25 protein-coding genes and 1 pseudogene are annotated in these 23,695 nt (G+C 64.6%); 12 read left to right on the top strand and 14 right to left on the bottom strand.

The genetic code is table 11. The annotated features are described in order from the left end of the window. Window positions 1-62 precede the first annotated feature (62 nt). Complete coding sequence (locus tag BPNPMPFG_RS30480; protein ID WP_258592259.1) at window positions 63-734, top strand: FadR/GntR family transcriptional regulator; 672 nt, start codon at window positions 63-65, stop codon at window positions 732-734. A 47-nt stretch (window positions 735-781) separates the two neighbouring features. Here the strand turns inward: BPNPMPFG_RS30480 and BPNPMPFG_RS30475 are convergent, their stop codons facing one another. The 7 genes from BPNPMPFG_RS30475 to BPNPMPFG_RS30445 are packed head-to-tail and all read right to left on the bottom strand — an operon-like array spanning window position 782 to window position 7,094. Continuing rightward, window positions 782-1,573, bottom strand: a complete 792-nt coding sequence (locus tag BPNPMPFG_RS30475) for an SIS domain-containing protein (protein WP_258592258.1) — start codon at window positions 1,571-1,573, stop codon at window positions 782-784. Between the two features lie 35 nt (window positions 1,574-1,608). Next, window positions 1,609-2,379 (bottom strand): GntR family transcriptional regulator, encoded by a 771-nt coding sequence (locus tag BPNPMPFG_RS30470; protein ID WP_258592257.1) that lies wholly within the window; start codon window positions 2,377-2,379, stop codon window positions 1,609-1,611. Next, window positions 2,376-3,251 (bottom strand): ROK family protein, encoded by an 876-nt coding sequence (locus tag BPNPMPFG_RS30465; RefSeq protein WP_258592256.1) that lies wholly within the window; start codon window positions 3,249-3,251, stop codon window positions 2,376-2,378. The genes BPNPMPFG_RS30470 and BPNPMPFG_RS30465 overlap by 4 nt, the downstream gene beginning before the upstream one ends. Next, the gene (locus BPNPMPFG_RS30460; protein WP_258592255.1) at window positions 3,248-3,988 is read right to left on the bottom strand and encodes a PIG-L deacetylase family protein; all 741 of its coding nucleotides are present in this window, start codon (window positions 3,986-3,988) and stop codon (window positions 3,248-3,250) included. Before BPNPMPFG_RS30460 ends, BPNPMPFG_RS30465 begins: the two co-directional genes overlap by 4 nt. Beyond that, window positions 3,985-4,842, bottom strand: a complete 858-nt coding sequence (locus BPNPMPFG_RS30455; protein ID WP_258592254.1) for a carbohydrate ABC transporter permease — start codon at window positions 4,840-4,842, stop codon at window positions 3,985-3,987. Before BPNPMPFG_RS30455 ends, BPNPMPFG_RS30460 begins: the two co-directional genes overlap by 4 nt. Then, window positions 4,839-5,771, bottom strand: coding sequence for a carbohydrate ABC transporter permease (locus BPNPMPFG_RS30450; protein WP_258592253.1), 933 nt, complete (start codon window positions 5,769-5,771; stop codon window positions 4,839-4,841). The genes BPNPMPFG_RS30455 and BPNPMPFG_RS30450 overlap by 4 nt, the downstream gene beginning before the upstream one ends. A 51-nt stretch (window positions 5,772-5,822) precedes the next feature. Continuing rightward, window positions 5,823-7,094 carry an extracellular solute-binding protein gene (locus tag BPNPMPFG_RS30445; protein ID WP_258592252.1) on the bottom strand — a complete coding sequence of 424 codons (1,272 nt, stop codon included), beginning with the start codon at window positions 7,092-7,094 and terminating at the stop codon, window positions 5,823-5,825. Between the two features lie 322 nt (window positions 7,095-7,416). Here BPNPMPFG_RS30445 and BPNPMPFG_RS30440 point away from each other — a divergent pair, with 322 nt between their 5' ends. The 4 genes from BPNPMPFG_RS30440 (at window position 7,417) to rsgA (ending at window position 11,669) form a co-directional block, all read left to right on the top strand. Then, a complete protein-coding gene (locus BPNPMPFG_RS30440) occupies window positions 7,417-8,709 on the top strand; it encodes an ABC transporter substrate-binding protein (protein ID WP_258592251.1) in 1,293 nt (430 codons plus the stop codon). 9 nt (window positions 8,710-8,718) lie between these two features. Next, window positions 8,719-9,609 carry a carbohydrate ABC transporter permease gene (locus tag BPNPMPFG_RS30435; RefSeq protein WP_258592250.1) on the top strand — a complete coding sequence of 297 codons (891 nt, stop codon included), beginning with the start codon at window positions 8,719-8,721 and terminating at the stop codon, window positions 9,607-9,609. After that, entirely contained in the window at window positions 9,606-10,481 is an 876-nt protein-coding gene (locus BPNPMPFG_RS30430) for a carbohydrate ABC transporter permease (RefSeq protein ID WP_258592249.1), read from the top strand. The genes BPNPMPFG_RS30435 and BPNPMPFG_RS30430 overlap by 4 nt, the downstream gene beginning before the upstream one ends. 144 nt (window positions 10,482-10,625) lie before the next feature. Then, window positions 10,626-11,669, top strand: a complete 1,044-nt coding sequence (gene rsgA / locus BPNPMPFG_RS30425; RefSeq protein ID WP_258596990.1) for a ribosome small subunit-dependent GTPase A — start codon at window positions 10,626-10,628, stop codon at window positions 11,667-11,669. 18 nt (window positions 11,670-11,687) lie between these two features. On the opposite strand, the gene BPNPMPFG_RS30420 is transcribed toward rsgA, so the two are convergent. After that, the gene (locus tag BPNPMPFG_RS30420; RefSeq protein WP_258592248.1) at window positions 11,688-12,221 is read right to left on the bottom strand and encodes a sterol desaturase family protein; all 534 of its coding nucleotides are present in this window, start codon (window positions 12,219-12,221) and stop codon (window positions 11,688-11,690) included. A 192-nt stretch (window positions 12,222-12,413) separates the two neighbouring features. On the opposite strand from BPNPMPFG_RS30420, the pseudogene BPNPMPFG_RS30415 reads away from it, so the two are divergent. Beyond that, window positions 12,414-12,872, top strand: a pseudogene (locus tag BPNPMPFG_RS30415) (NUDIX hydrolase); the annotation flags it as partial. Window positions 12,873-12,881: 9 nt separating this feature from the next. On the opposite strand, the gene pobA reads toward BPNPMPFG_RS30415, so the two are convergent. From pobA to pcaD, 6 genes are all read right to left on the bottom strand, one after another. Then, complete coding sequence (gene pobA, locus BPNPMPFG_RS30410; RefSeq protein WP_258592247.1) at window positions 12,882-14,054, bottom strand: 4-hydroxybenzoate 3-monooxygenase; 1,173 nt, start codon at window positions 14,052-14,054, stop codon at window positions 12,882-12,884. Next, complete coding sequence (locus BPNPMPFG_RS30405) at window positions 14,054-15,106, bottom strand: 3-carboxy-cis,cis-muconate cycloisomerase (RefSeq protein ID WP_258592246.1); 1,053 nt, start codon at window positions 15,104-15,106, stop codon at window positions 14,054-14,056. Before BPNPMPFG_RS30405 ends, pobA begins: the two co-directional genes overlap by 1 nt. 113 nt (window positions 15,107-15,219) lie before the next feature. Further along, on the bottom strand, window positions 15,220-15,834 hold the full coding sequence (pcaG, locus tag BPNPMPFG_RS30400) for a protocatechuate 3,4-dioxygenase subunit alpha (protein ID WP_258592245.1): 615 nt from the start codon (window positions 15,832-15,834) through the stop codon (window positions 15,220-15,222). Further along, window positions 15,834-16,589: a protocatechuate 3,4-dioxygenase subunit beta gene (pcaH, locus tag BPNPMPFG_RS30395; protein WP_258592244.1), complete on the bottom strand. Its 756-nt coding sequence runs from the start codon at window positions 16,587-16,589 to the stop codon at window positions 15,834-15,836. The genes pcaG and pcaH overlap by 1 nt, the downstream gene beginning before the upstream one ends. Then, window positions 16,579-16,986 (bottom strand): 4-carboxymuconolactone decarboxylase, encoded by a 408-nt coding sequence (gene pcaC, locus BPNPMPFG_RS30390; RefSeq protein ID WP_258592243.1) that lies wholly within the window; start codon window positions 16,984-16,986, stop codon window positions 16,579-16,581. Before pcaC ends, pcaH begins: the two co-directional genes overlap by 11 nt. Beyond that, the gene (gene pcaD / locus BPNPMPFG_RS30385) at window positions 16,979-17,788 is read right to left on the bottom strand and encodes a 3-oxoadipate enol-lactonase (RefSeq protein ID WP_258592242.1); all 810 of its coding nucleotides are present in this window, start codon (window positions 17,786-17,788) and stop codon (window positions 16,979-16,981) included. Before pcaD ends, pcaC begins: the two co-directional genes overlap by 8 nt. 93 nt (window positions 17,789-17,881) lie before the next feature. On the opposite strand from pcaD, the gene pcaQ reads away from it, so the two are divergent. The 6 genes from pcaQ to BPNPMPFG_RS30355 all read left to right on the top strand — a co-directional run bounded on the left by pcaQ (window position 17,882) and on the right by BPNPMPFG_RS30355 (window position 23,695). Further along, complete coding sequence (gene pcaQ, locus BPNPMPFG_RS30380) at window positions 17,882-18,799, top strand: pca operon transcription factor PcaQ (RefSeq protein ID WP_258592241.1); 918 nt, start codon at window positions 17,882-17,884, stop codon at window positions 18,797-18,799. A 141-nt stretch (window positions 18,800-18,940) separates the two neighbouring features. After that, window positions 18,941-20,257, top strand: coding sequence for an ABC transporter substrate-binding protein (locus BPNPMPFG_RS30375; protein ID WP_258592240.1), 1,317 nt, complete (start codon window positions 18,941-18,943; stop codon window positions 20,255-20,257). 117 nt (window positions 20,258-20,374) lie between these two features. Continuing rightward, complete coding sequence (locus BPNPMPFG_RS30370; RefSeq protein ID WP_258596988.1) at window positions 20,375-21,022, top strand: ABC transporter ATP-binding protein; 648 nt, start codon at window positions 20,375-20,377, stop codon at window positions 21,020-21,022. Then, window positions 21,019-21,747 carry an ABC transporter ATP-binding protein gene (locus BPNPMPFG_RS30365; protein ID WP_258592239.1) on the top strand — a complete coding sequence of 243 codons (729 nt, stop codon included), beginning with the start codon at window positions 21,019-21,021 and terminating at the stop codon, window positions 21,745-21,747. Before BPNPMPFG_RS30370 ends, BPNPMPFG_RS30365 begins: the two co-directional genes overlap by 4 nt. After that, the gene (locus tag BPNPMPFG_RS30360; RefSeq protein WP_258592238.1) at window positions 21,744-22,640 is read left to right on the top strand and encodes a branched-chain amino acid ABC transporter permease; all 897 of its coding nucleotides are present in this window, start codon (window positions 21,744-21,746) and stop codon (window positions 22,638-22,640) included. Before BPNPMPFG_RS30365 ends, BPNPMPFG_RS30360 begins: the two co-directional genes overlap by 4 nt. Beyond that, complete coding sequence (locus BPNPMPFG_RS30355) at window positions 22,637-23,695, top strand: branched-chain amino acid ABC transporter permease (RefSeq protein ID WP_258592237.1); 1,059 nt, start codon at window positions 22,637-22,639, stop codon at window positions 23,693-23,695. Before BPNPMPFG_RS30360 ends, BPNPMPFG_RS30355 begins: the two co-directional genes overlap by 4 nt.

Genomic DNA, 23,695 nt, shown 5'->3' with positions numbered 1-23,695 from the left:
GACGACGGCTTCGGAAGCTGATATCTATGGTTCAATACCGGATCAGATAAAAGCTGCCAGATATGCCAAAGCTCGTCGCCAACGATATCGCCACCGCGCTGAAGAAACGCATCTCTTCAGGCGAATGGATCGAGAATGGCCGCATGCCGCCGGAGCGCGATCTGGCGAGCGAATTCGGCGTGGCGCGCAACACGGTGCGGCGCGCTGTCTCCTTCCTCGAGGATGACGGCACGGTGGTGCGGCATGTCGGGCGCGGAACGTTCCTGACCGCCACCAATCCGGGCTCGATGGCGGCCACCGTCGGCCGCATGGAAGGCACCAGCCCGGCCGACATGATGGAGATCCGGCAGTTGCTGGAGCCGGCGGCGGCGTCCTTCGCCGCCACCAACGCCAGCGCCACGGAACTCAATGCGGTGCGCGAGGCGCACAAGATCGCCTCGGAGTCGCAGGACATGCCGACCTTCGAGCATTGGGACGCCGAGTTTCACCACCGCATCTTCGCTTGCTCGCGCAACGACTTCCTCAAAGAGATCCACAATCTGATGCGCATCCTGCGCAACCAGGCACCATGGTTCGAAATGAAGAAGCGGTCGTTTTCGGAAGAACGCCGCAGCATCTATTGCAGCGAGCACCAGACGGTTCTCGATGCGCTGCTGCGGCGCGATCCCGAGAGCGCCAGCCAGGCGATGCTGGCGCATCTGAGAACCGTCGAGCGCAATCTGCTCGGGCGGTAGCAGCCAGGATCGGGGAGGCGCATTCGGCGCCTCCCCGATCTATTCCGTCACTCTCCGCGCATTGTCGCCTGGAAGGTCGGCAGGTGCTTCTTCTGCGCCTCCAGCATGCGCTCACGGTAGACGCCGTAGATGACGTCGGTGTCGTGCAGGGTCACGCCAGCGATCGTCGGCGAGGCGAAGACCGGCAGCTCGATGCCGCGCTTCGAAAGCTGCTCGGCAGTGCGGGCGATCAGCTCGTGCGCCAGGATCATGGCCAGCACCGTCGATGAGCCGGAGACCGGCCGGCTCCAGCCTTCGACCGGCACGATCGCATCCTCGATCGGCGAACAGGTGTCGATGACCAGGTCCGCCGCATCGGCCAGCCGCTTGCCCGACGAGTGCGTCGCCGGCTTGTCGAGATTGTTCTTGCTGGTCACCGCGACGACGAAGATGCCGCGCTTCTTGGCGTAGAGCGCGGTGTCGATGCCCGAGGAATTGCGGCCGCTATGGCCGAAGATGATGATCGAGTCGCCCTTGTTGAGCGGCTGGTGGTCGAGGAATTTCTCGGCGTATTTCTCGGTCCGCTCCAGCCACAGCAGCTCGCGCACGCCGCCGGCGCCGAGCACGTTGTGCCACATGACGCGCGGGTCGGTCAGCGGGTTGAAGCCGACATAGCTTCCGTAGCGCGGGAACACTTCCTGCACCGGCAGCACCGAATGGCCCGAACCGTAGAGATGGACCAGCCCGCCGCCCTCAAGCGTGTCGGCGAAGCGGCTGGCGGCCTGGCCGAAGGCTTCTTCATTGGTTTTCGCTGCCTGGTCGATGAGGGCGGCGAGACGGTGGATGTAGAGATCGGACACGAGGGTACTCCTGTTATGTGTCGGCTTGGGATGGATCAGCTTCTTGTGGTTGACGGGACCCGTCCGGCGCGCAGCGTCGAGCGGATTTCGTAGCGGTCGCCCCGCATGATGGAGACGGTGAATTCGAACGGACCGCGCTCGTCCGTGGTGATGCGCTCGACCACGAAAGCCGGGCTGCCAACCGGCAGATCGAGCAATTCGGCATCCGCCGCACCGACCGCGCCGACGCGGTAGTTTTCACGCGCCGCCACCGGCACGATGCCGTAGTGGCGCTCCAGCGCCTCATAGAGCGAGCCTTGCAGCAGGCCGGCATCGAGGAAACCCGGCACGCGCACGGCCGCAAGCTGCGCCGTCTGGATTCCGATCGGCTCGTTGTTGCCGAGCCGCAGGCGCCGGATGCGCACGACCGGATCGCCCTCCTCGATCTCCAGCGCGCCGGCAGCGGCGGCATTGGCCGTGGTCAGGCTGCAGTCAAGCAGGCGCGAGCCGGCGACCACGCCCATATTGCCCATTTCCTGGGTGAAGCTGGTCAGCTCACGGGTGCCGGCAACAAGCGTGGTGGAGCGCACGAACGTGCCACGGCCATGCTCGCGCCGCAGCAGGCCGTGCTCCTCAAGATTGCGCAAGGCGTGGCGCAGGGTGATGCGGCTCACGCCGAACAAAGCGCACAGCCTGTCCTCGGCCGGGATCTGGTCGCCCGTTGCCCATTCGCCGCTCTTGACGATGGCGCGGATTGCTTCCTCGACCTGATACCAGAGCGGCTCCGGCCTTCGGCGATCCGGCTGCTGAAAGCTTGCTTCGCTCATCGCACCTGCCTCCACTCTTTTCCCGCGAGCCCGGCCAGTGCCGCCCCGACGAGACCGGCCCGGGAACCGAACTGTCCGGATCGCAGCACGATATCGCGCAGATGCGGCGGCAGTTGCCGCTGCATCGCGGCAAGCAGCGACGGCCGGATCACGTCGAGTGCGTCGGCCAACCCGCCGGAGATCAGCACCGCCTGCGGATCGAGAAGTGCCACGGCGCCGGCGAGCGCGGTACCGAGCCGACGCGCCGGCGCCTCCAGCGCGGCAAGCGCGGCCTTCTCGCCGGCCCGGGCGGCTTCGATCAGCCTGCCGCCATCTGCCAACCCGATCTCTTGTGCCAGGGTGTCGAGTGCGCGGCCGGAGGCGACGCGTTCCAGCCAGCCGCTACGCTCCTCGCCGGTATCCTCGACGTCGGCGCAGGCCCAGCCGAACGAACAGGCGCCGCCACGCGCCCCGGCGACGATGCGGCTGTTGGCCAGCACGGCGGAGCCGATGCCGGTACCGATCGCCAACAGAATCGCGTCGGACATGCCCTTCGCACTGCCTTCGACGGCTTCGGCGAGCATGGCGATCTGCGCGTCATTGCCAAGCGCGATGCGCAGGCCCGGAAACAGTCTCGCGACATCGACGCCGTCGAGATAGGGCAGGTTCGGAATCCAGCGGCAGACCGAGCCTTCGACCAAGCCAGGCACGGCAATGCCCAGCGATTCTACCGCACCCGCCTCGGCGCACAGCGCGCGGACCCGGGCGACAAGGGCGTCGAGGTTTGCCGGCGCCGGCTCGCGGCTCAGCACCTCCAGCATGCGCACATCGCCGGTATGGACGGCGGCCCGCAGATTGGTGCCGCCGAGATCGATGGCCAGAACCCGCGTCATCGGCCGCGGCCTCCGTTGGCCGGCGGCGCGAACAGGCCGCTGCCGGCATTCCACGAATGCGACGCGGCCGCGAAAGCCTGCGCATGGCGCGTGCCGCGCAGGCAGCCGCGCAGCCGGTAGAGCGCGCTGTAATAGTCGACATAGGGAAAGCTGCTCAGGCCGCGCGCCAATTCGTATTCCTTGACCGCCTCGCTCCAGGCCTCAAAACCGTCGCTGACATCGACGAGATGCTCGGGGCGAAAACCGTCATCGTCTTCCCAGTTCTCGCCGAACAGCAGCAGTTGCGGCGTGTGCGCCGCATGGTCGCGCGCAACAGTCGGCAGGGCGGCGAAGAAGATGCCGGTCTGTGTCAGCTGGGCGGCGGCGCGATGGTCCTTGTGCCAGCTGCCGTGCCAGTGTGTGATGACGATCTCGGGCTTCAATTCGCGGATGACGTCGCAGACTTTCAGCGCGGTCTCGTCGTCGGCAGGCAGGAAGGCATCGTGCAGGCTAAGATTGCGCGAGATGACGCCGAGGCGCGTGGCCGCCCTGCCCGCTTCCTCTTCCTTCTGCACGCAATACTGCGCGGGGATGAGGCAGGGATGGCCCTGCTCGCCCATGGTCAGATGCAGGAAGGTCACCGCGGCACCGCGCCGGACGGCCGCGGCCGCCAGCGGTCCGGCGATCACCTCGGCATCGAAGGCGTGCGCGCCGACCACCAGGATGGAGCTTGCGGCGTAGATCCTGTCCTCGATCATTTCATGCCTCCCCCGGCGCCGACGCCTTCGCGAATCTGGCGGGCGAGCAGACAATACATGATCAGGATGGGCGCCATGGAGATCGCCAGCGAGGCGAACACCAGGCCCCAGTCGGTGCGGAACTGGCCGACAAAGACGCTGATCGCCAATGGCACGGTCTTGTAGCGATCGTCGAAGATGAAGATCAACGGGAAGAAGAAGTCGTTCCACACCGCAATCGCGGTGAAGATGGCGACGATCGACACCGCCGGCTTCACCATCGGCAGGATGATCTGGAACAGGATGCGGACCTCGCCGGCACCGTCCATGCGCGCCGCCTCGTCGAGCTCGGAGGGCAGCACGCGCATGAAGTTGGCGAAGATGAAGACGGCGAAGGGAATGCGGATCGCCGCATAGACGAGGATCAGGCCGGTCAGTGAATCGAGCAGGTTGAGGTTGCGCATCAGCGTGAACAGCTCGACCGAGGCGAGCCGGATCGGCAGCATGATGCCGGACAGGAACAGGCCGAGCATGATGGCGTTCCAGCCGAGCCGGTAGCGGCTCAAGGGATAGGCGGCCATCGCCGAGACGACGATGGTCAGCACCACCGCACCGCCGGTGACGATCAGGCTGTTGACGAAATTCTGGCCGAGATCGGCGCGTGTCCAGGCGTTGACGAAATTATCGAAGGCCCAGCTTTGCGGCAGGCCGAGCCGGTTGTCGTAGATCTCGGCCGTGGTCTTGAAGCAGGAGACGACGAGGATATAGAGCGGCAAAAGAACGGCCGCCGTCCACAGAGCCAGCACCGTCCAGCCGGGCAGCCGCGCCAGCCTTGGCGAGATCACCAGCCTCTGCGAGTTCGCTAGCGCGCTCATAGCTGCACCGTGCGGCGGTCGAAGAAGCGCAGCATCAGCAGCGTGCCGAGGCTGAGGATCAGGAACAGCATGGTGCCCAGCGCCAGCGCCAGGCCGATATCGGTGATGCCGACGGCGCCCTCAGCGCCGAAGGCCAGCCGGTAGAAATAGGTCACCAGCGTGTCGGTCGCGTAGCTCGGATTGCCCTGCACGCCCTGCATGACATAGACGATGTCGAACTGGTTGAATGTGTTGATGAAGGACAGCGTCGTCAGCGTGCCGATGGCCGGCATCAGCAGCGGCAGCGCGATCGACAACAGCATGCGCGCGCTACCGGCACCGTCGAGCTTCGCGGCCTCGAATATCTGACCGGAAATCTGCCTGAGACCGGCGGTGTAGATGAGCACGGGGAGGCCCATCCAGTTCCAGGCGTCGACGGCGATCAGCATGCCGAGCGCGGTGTGGCTGTTGCCGAGCACGGTCAGGCTGCCCTGGTGCAGGCCAAGCCCGTTCAGTGCCCATTCGACGACGCCGCCCGGAGCCAGAAGCAGGCGCCACAGCGCGCCGACGATGACCGGGCTCAGCACCGCCGGAAAGAAAAAGACCGACTGGAAAAAGGCCGCACCTTTGTCGCGCAGGAACAGCAGCCAGGCGAACAGCAGGCCGATGCCGTTCTGGAACAGCATGATGCCGAAGAACCAGGCCGTGTTGTGCCAGAGCGCGCCGTAGAGCCGCGCGCCGCTCGGGAAGACGAACAGGCGCGAAAAATTCGACAGGCCTGCGAACTCGACCATGCGAAGCCCCTTCCAGATGAAGAAGCTGCCCCACAGCGACATCGCCAGGGGATAGAGGACGAACAGGGCGTAGACCGCCAGCGCCGGCAGGATGAACAGCACGGCCATGCGCTGCTGCGTGCGCCGAAGGCTGCTTTTGCGGCGAAGGTTGGTCATGCGCTGCTTTTGTCCAGTGAGAGGCCGGCCGCATTGCGGCCGGCCGGCTCCTTACTGCTTCGGCTTGAACCAGGTGGCGACGGCGGCCTGCATGTCGGCCGCCAGCTTTTCCGGCGCGATGTTGCCTTCGACCATGTCGATGATCTCCGACTGCAGGACGGAGGAGGCCGTTGGCGACTGCCAGCGAAAGCCGACCAGCGTCAGATAGGGCGTCGAATTCTTCGACATCTCCATCATCTGCGCCAGCACCGGATCCTTGACCGTGACGTCGGTGCGGGCCGGCGGCCAGCCGAGTTCGTCGGCGAACAGCTGCGCGAACTGCGCCGATGCCATGAAGTCCAGCACCTTGGTCGCGGCTTCCTTGTTGGTGCCTTCGGAGACGAGGCCATAGGAACCGTCCGAGAAAGCGGACGTGTAGAGCTTCGCGCCCGCAACGTCGGCGGGGAACGGGAAGATCGAGAATTTCAGCTTCGGGTTCTGCGCTTTGAAACTGCCGTTCTCGAATGAACCGCCGAGGAACATTGCCGCCTTGCCGCCGATGAACTGCTGCGTCGCCGTGGTGTAGTCGATGCCGGCGAAGCCATCGGGAAAATAGGGTTTCAGCTCGGCAAAGCGCTTCAGCGCCGCGACATAGCGCGGATCCTCGAAGGTCGCCTTGCCGGTCATCATCTCGTCGTAGAAGCCGGGGCCATAGACGGTCGGGCCGACGACCCCGACGGCGATCTCCAGCTCCCAGGCCGAGCCGTTGGCGCCGCCAGTGGCGATCGGGGTGATGCCCGCCGCCTTCAGCTTCTCGCACGCGGCGACGAAATCCTTGTAGGTCTTGGGGATCTCGATGCCGTGGGCGGCAAAGATGTCCTGATTGTAGAAGACGCCCATCATCGGCACCGAATAGGGCACGCCGTAGACCTTGCCGTCGGTGCGGCCGCGCGCGCCGCCAAGGGCAGCATCGGCCATGTTCTTCAGCTCGGGCACATTGTCGTCGAGCGCATCGAGATAGCCGGCGTCGACGAAGGGCTGCAATTCGCCATAGGCCTTGAGCTGGGCGATGTCGGGCCCGCGGCCGCCGCGCAACGCCGTGCTCAGCCGGTTCTGGTAGTCGGCGTCCGGCGTGAACTGGATGTTGACCTTGATGCCGGGGTTCTTGGCCTCGAAGGCGTCGAAGATGCGGCGCATCGCGGCTTCGTCCTCGGTGCGCCAGCTCCACAGCGTCACCGTGCTGTCGGCCCTCGCCGGCAAGGTGGTGAAGACGCCGGCGCAAGCGGCGGCAAGGCCGCCGATCAGGCCAAGGGCCGCGCGTCGGTGAATTGAAAGCATGCTCATTTGCCAGTCTCCCATTGTTTTTCAATCTTGGCGTCTCGCAGCGTTTTGGTGCCGCGAAAGAGTCACTCGCTCGACAAAGTCATTATAACGACATAGCATCATTCGCAAGAGGCATGCAGCGCTCCCGAAACAGAGACCGGCAAGGCCGCTGGGCTCATATCGAGATCAACATACTGTTTTGCAATCATAAAATAGAATCTGTGAATGCTGCCAAAAATCCAAATCCCCTTCACCAGCCGCTTTTTCGCAAACGGGCACTTGCGTCATCGCTTCATGTTGTCATAACGTCATCGTGATCGCTATACCCAATTGGAGGATGAGGATGTCTGTTGCCTGGACTTCGAAACTGGCTCTGGCCGCGAGCCTGGCCTTCCTGCCGGCCACCGGCTGGGCGCAATCGGTCAACATCTCCTATCTGACGCATTGGTCGCCCGAGACGGTCGCGCTGCTGGAAGCGGCGGCCAAGGATTATGCGAAGACCAATCCGGATGTCAGCGTCACCGTGCGCGCGGTTCCCTTCGGCGATCTTCTGACCACGCTACGCTCCCAGGGCGGCGGCTCGGACGGCCCGACGATCGGCGGCATCTACGATCTGTGGCTGCCTGAACTCGCTCGCGACAAGCTTGTCGCGCCTGCTCCCGACGCGGTCGCCGGCGAGGTCAAGGGCGCGTGGCCGGCGGGCGTCGTCAGCGCGGCTTCGGTCGGCGGCAAGCTCTACGGCATTCCCAACGAGATCGACGTCTACGCGCTGAACTACAACAAGGATCTGTTCAAGCAGGCCGGCATCCTTGCTGCGCCGAAAACCTGGGACGAATTCAGGGACGCGGCGAAGAAGCTGACCAACAAGGATGCCGGCCGGCAGGGTTTTGGCATGATCAATTCCTGGGCGGCGGGTGTCGTCCATCCCTTCGCCTCGCTGCTGGTCTCCAACGGCGGCGACCTGGTCAAGGACGGCAAGCCGGTGCTCGACAGCCCGCAGGCCACCGAAACTTTCCAGCTCTATGAAGACCTGATCAAGTCCGGCGCCAGCGTTCCGGCGATGGCGACGGCCGACGCCAACACCACCGGTCCGTTCCTTGACAATTTCGTCTCCGGCAAGACCGGCATGATCATCATGGCCAACTGGTGGGAGAGCGCGCTGAAGAGCGGCATGGGCGACAAGTTCGCCAACATCGCCACCGCGCCGATCCCGGTCGGCCCGAACGGCGACAAGCCGCATTCGATCTCCTACTCCTGGATGACCGTGGTCAACGCCAATGCGGGTGCTGCCGAACAGAAAGCTGCGTGGGAATTCCTGGCCTGGCTGAACAACCCGAAGTCCGGCAAGAACGGCGCCTCGGCGATGTCCGACATATTGATGTCGATGGGCATCCTGCCGTCGCGCTTGTCCGACATCGAGGCGCACAAGGACAAGCTCGGCTCGGAATTCCTGTCCGGCTATGTCAGCGTGCTGGCCGACGCCAAGCCCTTCCCCGTCGTGCCGGGCGGCCAGGAGTTCAGCGAATCCCTGCAGCAAACGCTCGAGGCGTTGCAGTATGGCCAGGTCTCGGCCAAGGATGCGCAGGCGACGGCGCAGGCCGACGCCGCCTCGATCCAGGAGCGTGCCGCCAAGTAGACTGGAGCCATGATCAACAGGTACCGTGCCTCGGCGGGCATCATGCTGGCGCCCGCCGTGACGCTGATCGGCGTCTTTGTCCTTTTGCCGATGCTGCTCACCGTCTGGCTGTCCTTCCAGGACTGGTCGACGCAGACGCCGTTCTCCAATGCGAGCTTCATCGGCTTCGACAATTTCCGCGAGATTTTCGGGCCGACCTCGGTCGGGCGCGACTTCAAGGGCGCGCTCGCCAACACCGCGATCTACACGGCGCTGTCGGTGATCCTCATCCTGCCGCTGTCCGTGGCGTTCGGACTGATGGTCTACCAGCGTGACGTCGCCGGCGGCACGGCGCTGAGGACAGTGCTGTTTGCCACCTACATGGTGCCGATGATCGCGGTGGCGCTGGTCTGGTCGAAACTCTATTCGCCGAGCGAAGGACCGCTCAACCAGATGCTTGGCCTGATTGGCATCGGCCCGCAGCCCTGGCTGTCGTCGCCACGCTCGGCGCTGATTTCGATCGTCTTCCTCAATGTCTGGCAACAGGTCGGCTATTTCACCGTGCTGGCGATCGCCGGGCTGACGCAAATTCCCGGCAGCCTCTACGAGGCGGCAAAGCTGGACGGCGCCAACCGGCGCGAGCAGTTCCGCTTCATCACCTTGCCGCTGATGCGGCGCACGCTGCTGTTCAGCGCCGTCATCGCCATCATCAACGCCGTGCAGGTGTTCGAGCCGGTGGCGCTCATCACCCAGGGCGGGCCGGTCGGCTCGACCAATGTCTTGACATACCACATCCGCCGCGTCGGCATCGAGCGCGCGCAGGGCGGGCTGGGCTCGGCGATGGCGGTCATGCTGATGCTGTCGCTGATCGTCGTGGTCTGTGCGCTGTTCGCGCTGGTCAACCGGAAGGACGACGAATGAGCGTACCGGAGCTTTCGGGGTCGTCGAGCCGGTTGCCGCGCAAGCGCCCGTCGGGACGCAAGGCGCTGCTGGCGACGCTGATGCTGCTGGTCGCCGTAGCCTCTGCCTTTCCGCTGGTGTGGATGGTGCTGTCCAGCCTGAAAACCCCGGCCGAGAGCATGCAGGTGCCGCCGGTCTGGATACCGCGCACGCCCAGCCTCGACGCCTATGAGAAGGTCTCCGGCGTCGTCAATGTCGGCCGTTCGATGTGGAACTCGCTGGTCATCGCCTCGATCACCACCGCCGGCATTCTCATCACCAGCATGATGGCCGGTTACGCCTTCGCCAAATACCACTTTCCCGCCCGGTCGCTGCTGTTTTCCGTGCTGATCGCCACCATGTTCCTGCCGCCGATCGTGACGCTGATCCCGCTCTACCGCCTGGTCGGCTCGATCGGCCTCAACGCCAGCCTGGCCGGCATCATCGTGCCCAATCTCGCCAATGCCTTCGGCATCTTCCTGATGCGCCAGTTCATATCAGGCGTGCCCGACGATTTGATCGACGCGGCGCGCATGGACGGTGCGTCGGAGCTGCTGATCCTGTTCAAGATCGTGGCACCGAGCGTGGCGCCGGCGATCGCGGCACTGGCGCTGTTTGCCTTCGTCTATCACTGGAACAGCTATCTGTGGCCGCTGACCGTGCTGCAAGGCAATGCCGACGCCTATCCCATCGTGATCAGCCTGAGCCGCCTGCTCAGCTATAACAGGGGCGCCGTCAACACCGGGCTGGTGATGGCGGGCGCGACACTTGCCGTGCTGCCGCCGCTGCTGCTGTTCGTCTTCCTGCAGCGCTTCTTCGTCGATTCCATCGTTGGCTCGGCGATCAAGGGATAGGCTCGTTGCGAACGCTTGCCGCTCGGCGATAGCCAAGGGTCCGGCTTGCCAAATGCCGCCATGCCGCCCATACACGGCTGGGCAATCGCCCCACCCCCGTTCGCGCCCCACCTGCCAGGGATACTGTCCGATGTCTGCGACGCCGTGCCCTTGGTCAAAGCCGTGACGGATAACTCCACGCCATCTCTCGCCAGCCTGGGCTGGACGGATTTTTTCGGCGACCAGATCGAGCCCGGCGAAACCAGGCTCGTGCCTGCGCGAATCGCCTCGGTCCATCGCGACCGGCTGGCCGGCCTATCCCAGGCGGGGCCAATCGATCTGACGCTGCCGGCGCAGGCGAACACCGGTGACTATGCCGTCGGCGACTGGGTACTCGTCGACGCGCATGACAACCTCGTGCAACGCCGCCTGACCCGCAGGACGGTGCTGGAACGCCGCACCCAGGGCGGCCGGGTGCCGCAGCTTGCGGCGGCCAATGTCGACACGCTGTTCATCGTCACCTCGTGCAATGCCGACTTCAATCCGGCCCGCCTCGAGCGCTATCTGGCGTTGGCCAACGAGGCGGGAACGACGCCGGTGATCCTGTTGACCAAAGCCGATACCGTGGCTGACGCCGAAGCATATGAAAGGCAGGCGGCCGCGCTGCAGCGCGGGCTGAGCGTGGTGACGCTGAACCCCCGCACATCGGACGCGGCAACCGCGCTCGCCGCCTGGTGCGGTGCTGGCCAGACGGTCGCGCTGATCGGCTCTTCCGGCGTCGGCAAATCGACACTGGTCAACACGCTTGCCGGATCGGCACAGCACTTGCCGCAACAGACCGGAGATATCCGCGAACACGATGCCAAGGGACGCCACACCACCACGTCGCGATCGCTGCATGCCATTTCCGGCGGCGGCTGGGTGATCGATACGCCGGGAATGCGGACACTGCAGGTCAGCGACGTCGCCTATGGCATCGACACGCTGTTTGCCGAAATCACCGAGCTTGCGCCGCTTTGCAAATTCCGCGACTGCACGCATGTGCATGAACCGGGCTGCGCGGTGCAGGCTGCCTTGAAGGCTGGAACGCTCGACCCGGAGCGCCTTGCCCGCTGGCGAAAACTGTCCGACGAAAACCAGCACAACACGCCGGTTCAGAGCGGACCTCGCGGCGCCAAGTCTCCCGGCGGCCGTGGCAAGAGGCGTTGAACCGCTGCGCCCCTGGCCTCAGAGCCGCGCCGTGCCGAAAATGCGATCCCAGAAAGCCGATGTCACGCCGAAATTGACCATTTCGTCGACATGGTGATGCAGCGCGTGGCGGCGCTTGAGGGTGTAGAGATAGCTCGGATGGGTGGGATGCCAGTGATGGATCATGTGGTGGATGCTGATGTACCAGAGATATCCCAGCATCAGCCCGCAGCTTACCGCGCTTGCGGTTGCAAAGTCTGAAACCATCCAAACGGGCAAAAACGCGACCAGCGCATGCACACCGAGGCTGAGCCAGGTCGGCGTGCCCACCGAACTGCGCTCCTCGACATGGTGACGATCATGGAGGTCCTTGATGTAGGGAATATGATGAAGGACGAACCTGTGCAGCAGGTATTCGGTCAGCGTCCAGAGGAAGAGACAAGCGACGACAGTGACGATCCAGCCCGGCGCGTTTTCTTCGCCGGCCTCGAGCAGCCCGGCCACCGCCAGCACGGCGATCACCAGCGGATAGACCACGAAGTCGCTGTAGTAGCCGATAAGACCCAGTTGCATCGTCACGCCCCATCTAGCCTTCGAGCCGCCAAACAAGCGATGGTATCAGATTGCCGGACTCGCGGGTCAGGAGCAATGCAGATACACCTGACATAGCGTCGCAACCCTTGGCACAAGGTACGCATCCAATGGTTCGGTGACAATCGCCAGACTGCCGCCTTCAGAACCGACTTCGCAAACGGACATAGAAAAATGGCAAAACGCAGTGCGGGGTTGCTGATCTATCGTCGAGGCGACGGCGGCCTTCGGGTACTGCTGGTTCATCCAGGCGGGCCGTTCTGGGCGAAGAAGGACGATGGCGCGTGGTCGATACCGAAGGGTCTCGTCGGCGAGAACGAGGACGAGTTGACGGCAGCGCAACGCGAGACCGAGGAAGAGCTCGGCATCAAGGTCGATGGCCCCTTCGCGCGGCTCGGCGACTACAGGCAACCGGGCGGAAAGATCGTTATCGCCTGGTCTGTGGAGGCGCGTATCGACATCGATGTGACCGCCATCAGGAGCAACAGTTTCACCATGGAATGGCCGCCAAGGTCGGGATTCATGAAGGCGTTCCCGGAAGTCGACCGAGCGGGCTGGTTCACCTTGCCCGAGGCCGACGTAAAAATCCTTGTGGGGCAGCGCCCGATGCTGTCGGACTTCGCCACGCAGCTAATCGCCTCCTCAGTAAGGCAGGCCGACATAGTTTTCGGCGAGCGCGGTCGACGCTGCACGCGACTGGACGAGATAGTCGAGTTCGGCCTCCTGGATGCGCTGGCCGAAGTCGCCGGTATCGGGAAAGCGGTGCAGCATCGTCGTCATCCACCAGGAAAAGCGGACCGCCTTCCAGACCCGTGCCAGCGCCTTTTGCGAATAGGCATCGATTCCAGCGTGTGATTTCTCGGCATAGACGTCGCGAAGACCGGCAAAGAGGTAGCGCACGTCGCTGGCGGCGAGGTTGAGACCCTTGGCGCCGGTCGGCGGCACGATGTGGGCGGCATCGCCGACCAGGAAAAGCCGGCCGAACCGCAGCGGCTCGGCGACGAAGGAGCGCAGCGGCGCGATCGACTTCTCGAACGACGGACCGGTGACGACGCTTGCCGCCGTCTGCTCCGGCAAGCGGCGGCGCAACTCGTCCCAGAAGCGGTCGTCCGACCAAGCCTCGACGCGGGCGCCCTCGGGGCACTGTACGTAGTAGCGGCTGCGGTGCGTCGAGCGCATCGAGCACAGCGCAAAACCTCGCTCATGGTTGGCGTAGACCAGTTCGCGATCGGCCGGCGGCACTTCGGCCAGCACGCCGAGCCAACCGAATGGATAGTGCCGCTCGAAGGTCTTCAGCGCACGCTCAGGCACCGATTTGCGGCTGACACCGTGGTAGCCATCGCAGCCGGCAATGAAGTCGCAGTCGATGCGATGCGTGACGCCGTCCTTGTCATAGGTGGCAAAAGGCGCCTCGCCGTCGAAATCGTGCAACGTGACATTTGCCGCCTCATAGATCGTGGTCAGTCCCGCCGCAGCGCGCTTGTCCATCAAATCATGTGTCACTTCAGTCTGACCGTAGACGGTGACATGCCTGCCGCCGGTCAGCGCCTTCAGGTCGATGCGGTGCAGGCGATCGTTGAACGCCAGCGAGAACCCTGTGTGCGGCAATCCCTCCGCGTGCAGCCGTGCGGCGGCACCCGCCTCCTCCAGCAATTCGACGGTGCCTTGTTCGAGCACGCCGGCGCGCACACGGCCGAGCACATGCTCGCGGCTGGCGCGTTCCAGAATGACCGTCTCGATGCCGATGCCGGCCAGCAATTGTCCGAGCAGCAGACCGGACGGTCCGGACCCGACAATGAGGATCTGGGCGCGCATCAGTGCCCGAGACTTTCGATCTGCCCAGCCAGTTCGGCGGCAAGGCGCAGCGACGCGGCTGTCGCCACCACCATCTGCGGCAGCAGCAGCCATTCCAGCGTCCAGGCGGCGCCCGAGCGTTCCTGCTCATGCACCAGGGTCTGATGCATGCCGGAAAGTTGCGTGGCGTTGAAGCGAGCAAGCGCCACCAGCGCCTCGGCCTTCACCGGGTTCTGCTTGTGCGGCATGGCCGACGAGCCGCCTCCGCCCGAAAGCTCGATCTCGGTTCCACCCTGCGCCATCAGCGCAATGTCCTGGCCGAATTTGCCAAGACTGCCCGTCACCAGCGACAGAAAGCCGGCAAAATCGGCGAGCGCATCGCGCTGGCTATGCCATTGCGGCGCATCGGCAAGGCCGAGCCTTGCCGCAAGGACCGCGCGTACCGCCGGCCCCTTGTCGTCAAGCCTTTCCAGCGTGCCGGCGGCGCCGCCGAATTGCACCACCAGCAAACGCCTCGACTGTTCCGACAGTCTCTCCTTGTTCCGTTGCAGCGGCGCCCGCCACGCCATTGTGCGATCCGCCACGGTGATTGGGATCGCCTTCTGCATGCGCGTCATGCCGGTCAGCGCCCTGCCCCCGAAGCGCTCTTCGAGCGAGGCGAGGCGCATGGCGGTCTCGGTCAACAGCAGGCCGAGATGTTCGGCGACGGATTTGAGCCGAAGCATCAGGCCCGTATCGATGACATCCTGACTGGTCGCGCCGAAATGCACTTTCTGGCCGTGCGGTTCGCCGACCGCCACCCTGATCTGGCGCACCAGTTCCGGCACCATGACGCCGTCCCTGGCGACGCCGGCGCGCAGCAAGGCGGTGTCGGGCCGGAACGTCGCAAGCACTGCCACGATCGTCGCCGCCGCATCCTTGGTAATGATCCCGTTTTCGGCCTCCGCTTGCGCCAGCGCGCACTCAAAGGCCAGCATCGCCTCGATTTCCGCCTCGACGGAAAAATGCCGGCTCGCTTCCTCGTCGCCGAGAAGAGCGGAGAGCAATGGATGGTCGAAGGGCGATACGGTCATGTCTCGGCTCTCCTGAGCAGTTCACCGTTTCACGGAAACGGCGAACTGCTCTAACTCTTTGTTTTGACGCAATTCCGGACGGAAAACCGTTTCACACTTTTCCTGGAATTGCTCTAGCTGTCGAAGAAGACCGTTTCCTTCTCCCCCTGGAGATGGACGTCGAAGACAAAGGTATCGCCGGTGCGCTCGGCGATCAGCGTCGGCACGCGAATGCGGTGCTCGATGCGCGCCAGGATCGGATCCTGCGCATTGGCCTTTTCCTCGTCGGAAAAGTAGAGCCTCGTGTGCAGGCCAAGATTGATGCCGCGGGCGACGATCCAGAGCGTGATGTGCGGCGCCATCAGGCGGCCATCCCTTGATGGTACGCGGCCAGGCTTGATCGTCTCGAACGCGCACAGGCCGGTGTCCATGTCGGTCGGGCAGCGGCCCCAGCCGAAGAAATTCGGATCGGCGGCGCCGCGCAGTTCCGCCGGCGAATTGTAAAGCCCGTCCGCATCCGCCTGCCAGATCTCGATCAGCGCATCCTTGAGCGGCGTGTCGGTGCCGTCGAGCACCCGGATGCGCAGGCCGATACGCTCGCCTTTGGTCTTGTCGTTGACCATGGTGGCACCAAGGTCGGTCGCATAGACGCCGACGATGCCGCAGAAATTGGGCGTCAGCCCGATGTGGACGTAGGGTCCGGCGGTCTGCGAAGGGCTTTCCCTGAGCCGGTCGAGCGACTGGGCCATCAATTGCCCTCCAGCCTGTTTTCGAACAGCGACGAGCGGCGCCCGCGCAGCACGATGTCGAACTTGTAGGCGCGCGCGTCGAACGGGATCGTCGCTTGCATGTCGAGGGCGGCGATCAGCGTTTCGATGGCGGCCTTGTCGGGGATGCCGCGCACGATCGGGCAGTGCCAGATCAGCGGATCGCCCTCGAAATACATCTGCGTGATCAGCCGCTGTGCGAAACCATGGCCAAAGACGGAAAAATGGATGTGCGAGGGCCGCCAGTCGTTCGGCCCGTTCGGCCAGGGATAAGGACCGGGCTTGACGGTGCGAACGGCGTAGCCGCCATCCTCGCCAGTGACGGCGCGGCCGCAGCCGCCGAAATTCGGGTCGAGCGGCGCCAGGTAGCCATCCTTCTTGTGGCGGTAGCGGCCGCCGGCATTGGCCTGCCAGAATTCGAGCAGCGCGCCGGGCACGCCAACGCCGCGTTCGTCGAGCACCCGCCCATAGACGATGATGCGCTCGCCGATGGCGCTCTTGCCGGGCCTGGCGAAATTGTGGATCAGGTCGGCGTCGAGTTCGCCCAGCATGGCGTGACCGAAGACCGGGCCTGCAATCTCCGACAGCGTGTTGTCGAAGGCGAGCGGCGCTTTCTGCGGCGAGCGCAGCACGGAGGTCTTGTAGTTCGGCGTCAGTGCCGGCGGATGCCAGGTCCGGTCGCGCTGGAAGAAGGCGGCGGTCTCGGGCCTCCGGTTCGATCCGGACTCAGCGGGCATTCCTGGCTCCGTCCATTTCCGAAAACACGTCCTTGGCGATCTTGAAGGCGCGGTTGGCGGCCGGCACCCCGGCATAGATGGCGACATGCAGGAACGCTTCGCAGATATCGTCGCGCGAAGCCCCGGTGTTGGCGGTGGCACGCACATGCATGGCGACCTCCTCATCATGGCCGAGTGCGGCCAGCAGCGCCAGCGTGACGATCGAACGCTCGCGCTTGGTAAAGCCCGGCCGTGCCCACACCGTTCCCCAGGCGGCCTCGGTGATCAGCTCCTGGAAAGGCTGGTCGAAATCGGTGGCGGCAACTTCCGCCCGGTCGACATGGCGGTCGCCGAGCACGGATCGCCGCACCGCGAGGCCCGTGCGATATCTGGCTGCGTTGCCGGGGACTTCATCCATGGGTTTCTGCTCCAGGGGCAAGCGATGCGACAAAATCGCGGATCAGGGCGGTCAGCGCTTCAGGCTGTTCGATGCACGGGATGTGCCCGGCGTCGCGGATGATCTCGAAGCGCGCACCGGGGATGAGAGCGGCCAGCGAGCGGACCAGATCGGGCGGCGTCGAGCCATCCTGGTCGCCGGCGACACAGAGCGTCGGCACAGCTATCCGTTTGGCGCTATCGGTGAAATCGGCGTCGCGAACCGCCATGCAGGTCTTGATATAGCCAGGCTGCGCTTGCCTGATCAGCATGTTGCGGCAGCCCGCAAGGTCGGCAGCGCGCGCAACGTGGAAATCCGGCGTGAACCATACTTTCATTACAGCGTTGGCGATGGCCTCGATGCCGTGGCGCTCGACGACCGAAATGCGCGTGTTCCAGCTTTCGGCGGTGCCGATCTTGTGGGCCGTGTCGCACAGGATCAGGCCTTCGACCATTTCGGGGCACCTGATATAAAACCCTTGCGCGATCAGACCACCGACCGACAGGCCGCACAACACAACCTTGCCCAGTCCGAAATGATCGATGAGCGCGCAGAGATCGTCGACGTGATCGTCGATCGACCTGATGTCGCCGATGTCGGAGAGCCCGTGGCCGCGCTTGTCGTAGACCAGCAGGGGCATTTCCCCGTCCAGGATCGATAGGACCTGGTCCCAGATGCGCAAGTCGGTGCCGAGCGAATTGATGAACACGATTGGGCGCGCACTGCCGTTCGCCTTGATGTGGCGGTGGTGCAGCGTGATGCCGCCGATGGTGACGAATGGCACGATTTCGATCCTCCATCCCCACATTGCACAAGGCATTTGGTTCGGTAAAATGATATTTTGCGCCGTTTCATTAACTCAGGGGTTATTAAATCCATGTCCGAAGGCCGCATCCGCTTCCGTCACCTGCAGGCATTCCTGGAAGTTGCGCGGCAGGGAAGCGTGGCGCGGGCTGCCGACTTCCTGCATGTCAGCCCGCCGGCGGTGACCAAGACATTGCGCGAACTGGAAGAGGCGCTGGGTGTGGTGGTGGTCGAACGCGACGGCCGCGGCATCAGGCTGACGCGCATCGGCGAAATCTTCCTTCGCCATGCCGGTACGGCGATCACGGCGCTCAAGCAAGGCGTCGATTCCGTCAGGCAGGACGGGGCGATCAACCGTCATCCGATCCGCATCGGTGCGCTGCCGACGGTCTCGGCGCGGGTGATGCCGCTTGCGATCAGCCTGTTCCTCAAGGAGGGCACCGGTGCGGCGATCAAGATCGTCACCGGCGAGAACGCCGTGCTGCTCGAACAATTGCGCACCGGGGCGCTCGACCTCGTCGTCGGGCGGCTGGCGGCGCCGGAAAACATGACCGGCTTCTTCTTCGAGCACCTCTATTCCGAACAGGTGCTGTTCGTGGTGCGGGCGGGCCATCCGCTGCTTGACCCCGGACAGGATGTGTTTGCGCGGCTCGACGAATTCCCGATGCTGATGCCGACGCGAGAATCGGTCATCCGTCCCTTCGTCGACCGGCTGTTCATAACCAACGGCATGACGGCGCCGGCAACCGAGATCGAAACCGTCTCGGATAGCTTCGGCCGCGCCTTCCTGCGGCAAAGCAATGCCGTCTGGATCATTTCGGCGGGCGTCGTTGCCAATGAGCTCGGCAGCGGCGCCTTCGTCGCCTTGCCTGTGAACACCGAGGAGACCAAGGGCCCGGTCGGCTTGACGATGCGGACGGATACGGCGCCCTCGCCGGCTTTCTCCATCCTCTTGCAGACCATTCGTGAAGCGGCACGGCAAGGCAGCTGACGCGTCGGACCCGTTCGAGCCGGGTGTTGTCTCGGGCCAATTTTGCTAACCCATAGGTTAATGAAACCCCACAAAATATCATTTTACCAAACCAAACCGCTGGTGCACTGTGGTGATGAGGAGCCATAGAGGGAGGAACAAATGACCCACGCCATCGGCAACAAATCCATCACTCACGGTATTTCGCGACGCCAGTTCATTGCGACCTCGATCGCCGGCGGCGCGGCGCTTGCGCTTGGCGGCCGCGGCGCCTTTGCTCAAGCCGGCGGCACGCTCAAGGTCGGCTTCGTCAGCCCGCGCACCGGGCCGCTCGCCGGCTTCGGCCAGACCGACGGCTACGTGCTCGACCTGGCCCGCAAGGCGCTGGCCGGGGGGCTCGACATCGGCGGCAAGAAATACAGTGTCGAGATCCTCGACCAGGACACGCAGTCCGATCCGTCGCGCGCCGGCCAGTTGGCCAAGGACCTGATCAACAACCAGGCCATCGACCTGATGCTGGCGGTGTCGACGCCCGAAGTGATCAATCCGGTCGCCGACGCCTGCGAGGCCGCCGGCGTGCCGTGCCTGTCGACAGTCATGCCGTGGGAAGCCTGGTATTTCGGCCGTGGCGCCAAGCCCGGCGCGCCCTCGCCGTTCAAATGGACCTATCATTTCGGCTTCGGCGTCGGCGAGTTCTTCAAGACCTACATCTCGCAATGGAACCTGATCGAGACCAACAAGAAGGTCGGCGTCATGTATCCGAACGATGCCGACGGCAACGCCATCCGCGCTAATCTGGCACCGCTGCTTGCCAAGCAAGGGTTCACCATTGTCGATCCCGGTGCCTATGAGACCGGCACCACCGACTACTCCTCGCAGATCGCGCTGTTCAAGCAGGAAGGCGTCGAGATCTTCAACTCGTTCCCGATCCCGCCGGATTTCGCGGCGTTCTGGCGCCAGGCGGCACAGCAGGGCCTGATCAAGCAGATCAAGATCTGCCAGGTCGCCAAGACCGGGCTGTTCCCGTCTGACATCGAGGCGCTCGGCGATCTTGGCATGAAGATTTCAAGCGCCGCCTACTGGCACAAGGCTTTCCCGTACAAATCGCCGCTGACCGGCGTTTCGGGAACCGAGCTGGCCGACGGCTACGAGGCGGCCAGCGGCAAGCAGTGGACGCAGCAGCTCGGCGCCTCGATGTCGTTGCTCGACGCCGGCTTCGAGGCGCTGAAGGCAAGCACCGACGCCAAGGACAAGGCAGCGGTGGCCAAGGCGCTGAGCCAGCTCAAGACCGAGACCATGATCGGCAAGGTCGATTTCACCAGCGGCCCGGTGGCCAATGTCTCGCCCGGACCGATCATCGGCACGCAGTGGGTGGCCGCCAAGGAAGGAGCCAAGTTCCCGCTTGACTATGTCGTGACGGAGAACGCCACCGACCGGAAGGTTCCTGTCGAAGCCAAGCTTCTGCCTTACAACGGCTGATGGACCGCTGACGGGGATCGCCTGGTGACCCATCCGCGACAACAGGCGATCCTCGCCGCAGCCGGCATCCACAAGCGCTTCGGCGCGCTTGTGGTGCTGGATGCCGTCGACTTCGCCATGGCCGCGGACGAGGCGGTCGGCATTGTCGGCCCGAACGGCGCCGGCAAAACCACGCTGCTCAGTGTGCTCGCCGGGGCTTTTCCACCAAGCTCGGGCACGGTCAGCTTCAAGGGCGGCGATGTGACGCCGCTGTCGGCGACGCAGCGCTGCCGGCTCGGCCTGGTGCGCACGCATCAGGTGCCAAAACCGTTCAGCGGCATGACCACCTTCGAGAATGTCTTCGTCGCCGCGTCGCATGGCGCCGGCCTCGGCCGCGACGAGGCCTATGAGGAGGCGCTCGGTTCGCTGAAACTGTGCGGCATGCTTGATGTCGCCAACCGGCGCGCCGAAACGCTCGGGCTGCTTGACCGCAAGCGGCTGGAGCTGGCTCGGGCGCTGGCGGCAAGACCGACGCTGCTTCTGCTGGACGAGATCGGCGGTGGATTGACCGATGGCGAAGCCGGCGAACTTGTCGACACGATCAAGGAATTGCGCCGGCGCAAGATCGGCATCGTCTGGATCGAGCACATCGTGCATATCCTGCTACAGGTGGCCGAGCGGCTGATCTGCATGGACGCCGGCAGGATCATCGCCGACGGCGATCCGCAAGCGGTGATGGCCGACCCCGAGGTCGTGCGCGCCTATCTCGGCGGAGGCCCTAAATGAGCCTGCTGTCGGTCGAGAACCTGGTTGTCCGGCACGGCCTGTTGCAAGCGGTGCGCGGCGTGAGCTTCACCATCGAACGCGGCGAGACGCTGGCGCTGGTCGGCGCCAATGGCGCCGGCAAGACGACGCTGCTCCGGGCGATCGCCGGCGCACATCAGCCGGCGGCCGGCCGCGTGCTGCTGGACGGCGCCGATCTCGCCAATGTTGCGTCGCACAGACGCGTCGGCATGGGTGTGGCGCTGGTGCCGGAGGGACGCAAACTGTTCGTGCAGATGACGGTCGAGGAGAACCTTCTGCTCGGCAAGACCGCCGGCCGGCCGGGCGACTGGAGCGTCGACAGGGTGCTGGAGATGTTCCCCAATTTGAAGCCGCGCCGCCATGCCAGGACGGGCCATCTCTCGGGCGGCGAGCAGCAGGCGACGGCGATCGGCCGTGCCTTGATGAGCAACCCCGAGCTGCTGCTGCTCGACGAGGTTTCGCTCGGCCTGTCGCCGCTGATCGTCGACCGCGTCTACGCCGCGCTGCAAGGGCTGATCGCTTCGGGCACGACGATCATTCTGGTCGAACAGGACCTCAACCGGGCGCTCGCGGTATCCGACAGGGTCATCTGCCTGCTCGAAGGGCGTGTCGCGCTTGAGGGGGCGAGCAAGGAGGTTTCGCGCGACGAGGTGACGAAGGCCTATTTCGGCCTGCACCGAAAAAGCACCGGGAGCGTTCCCGCATGAGCAACCAGATCATCCAGGGCGTCCTTCTTGGCGGTTATTATGCGCTGATCGCCTGCGGCCTGTCGTTCATGTTTTCGGTGATGCGCATCATCAACCTCGCCCATGGCAGCCTTGCCGTGTTCGCCGCCTATGCGCTGTGGCTGCTCGCCTCGCGGTTCCACGTCTCGCCCTTTGTCGGCATGCTCATCGTCCTGCCATTGATGGCGGCGATCGGCTGGGCGCTGCAGCGCTTCCTGCTCGAACGCAGCGCGCGCGGCGGTGCGCTGCTGCCGATCCTGACGACGTTCGGCCTGGCCATCGTCATCGATAACATGCTGTTCGAGCAGTTCGGCGCCGACACGCGTTCACTGGCGCCCTATATCGGCAGCCTGTCCTATGATTCCTGGGAATGGCCGGGCAGCATCTATGTCGGCAAGCTCGCCGTGATCATGTTCGCCACAGCCGTCGTCCTGCTTGGCGGGCTGCAGCTGTTCCTCACCCGCACCCGGCTTGGCCGCTCGATCCGCGCGACTTCCGAGGACCCCGATACCGCCGGCCTGGTCGGGGTCGATGCGCGCCGCGCCAATGCGATTGCCGCCGCCATCGCCATGGTCACGGTTGGTCTTGCCGGCGCGTTCCTGGGTATGCGCGCCACATTCGATCCCTATGCCGGCGCACCGCAATTGCTGTTCGCTTTCGAGGCGGCCGTCATCGGCGGCGCCGGTTCGCTGTGGGGAACGCTGATCGGCGGCATCGTGCTGGCGCTCGCCCAGACGCTCGGCGCGCAAGTGCATCCGCAAGGTTTTCTGATCGGCGGCCACGCTGTCTTCCTCATCGTGCTGTTCGTGCGGTTGTCCGCGTCCGGCCTTGGCCTGCGCGGCCTGTTGCGCCTGCCATCGGGCAAGACGTCATGAGCGCGTCCGCCACCATGCCTGTCATCGAGCGCGGCACCGCGACGTCGCGCGTCGCAGCGGTTGCGGTCGCCGTCATCATCGCGTTGCTGGCGATTGCACCGCAGTTCCTGTCGGCCGGCGCGGTCGACCGCATGACCGCGCTGTTCATCTATGTGATCCTGGCGGCGATGTGGAACGCGCTGGCCGGGTTCGGCGGCCTGGTCTCGGTCGGCCAGCAGGTGTTCTTTGGGCTCGGCGCCTATTTCGCCATCCGGCTGGCCGATGCCGGCCTCAACCCGTTCCTGGCGCTGTTTGCGTCGGGAATTCTCGTCGGCGTGGTTTCGCTGCCGCTCTCGCTGTTCATGCTGCGGCTGAAGAATGGCGAGTTCGCCATCGGCATGTGGGTGATCGCGGCACTGACGCATCTCCTGGTCAATCTCGACCGGCTGGTGCAGGGCGAAACCGGCACGTCGCTGATCTCGCTCAATGTCTATGATGCCGGCACAAGGCGGGCGACGATCTACTGGCTGGCGCTGGCCTCGATGACCGCGCTGCTTGCCATTCTGTTTGGCCTGCTGCGCGGCAGCACGGGTGCCGCGATCCGGGCGATCCGGGACAATGAGGACGCCGCCGCGTCGGTCGGCGTGCGCGTCATCGGCACCAAGCGGCTGCTGTTCGTGCTTGCCGCCTTCGGCATCGGCATTGCCGGCGCGCTGTGGCTGGCGACTTCCATCACCTTCCAGCCGAAAACCTACTTCAACGTGCAATGGACCGCCTACATGATCTTCATGGTGCTGGTCGGCGGCATCGGCACTTTCGAGGGCGCCATTCTCGGCGCGCTGGTGTTCTTCCTCATCGAGACCTGGTTTGGCGGCACCGGCGTTTGGTATCTGGTCGGGCTCGGCGCCACCGCCGTACTGTTCTCACTCTTCCTGCCGCGCGGCCTGTGGGGGACGATCGAGGAGCGTTTTGGCCTGCGCCTGCTGCCGGTCGGTTACCGCGTCAGGCTCGCGGCCGCCGATGGCGACGCGACGCCTTCGCCACAAAAAACAACGATGCACCAGGAAAAGGCGTGA

The organism is Mesorhizobium sp. AR07, from assembly GCF_024746815.1.
Lineage (GTDB): Bacteria > Pseudomonadota > Alphaproteobacteria > Rhizobiales > Rhizobiaceae > Mesorhizobium.
This window is presented reverse-complemented; position numbering and strand designations above follow the sequence as displayed.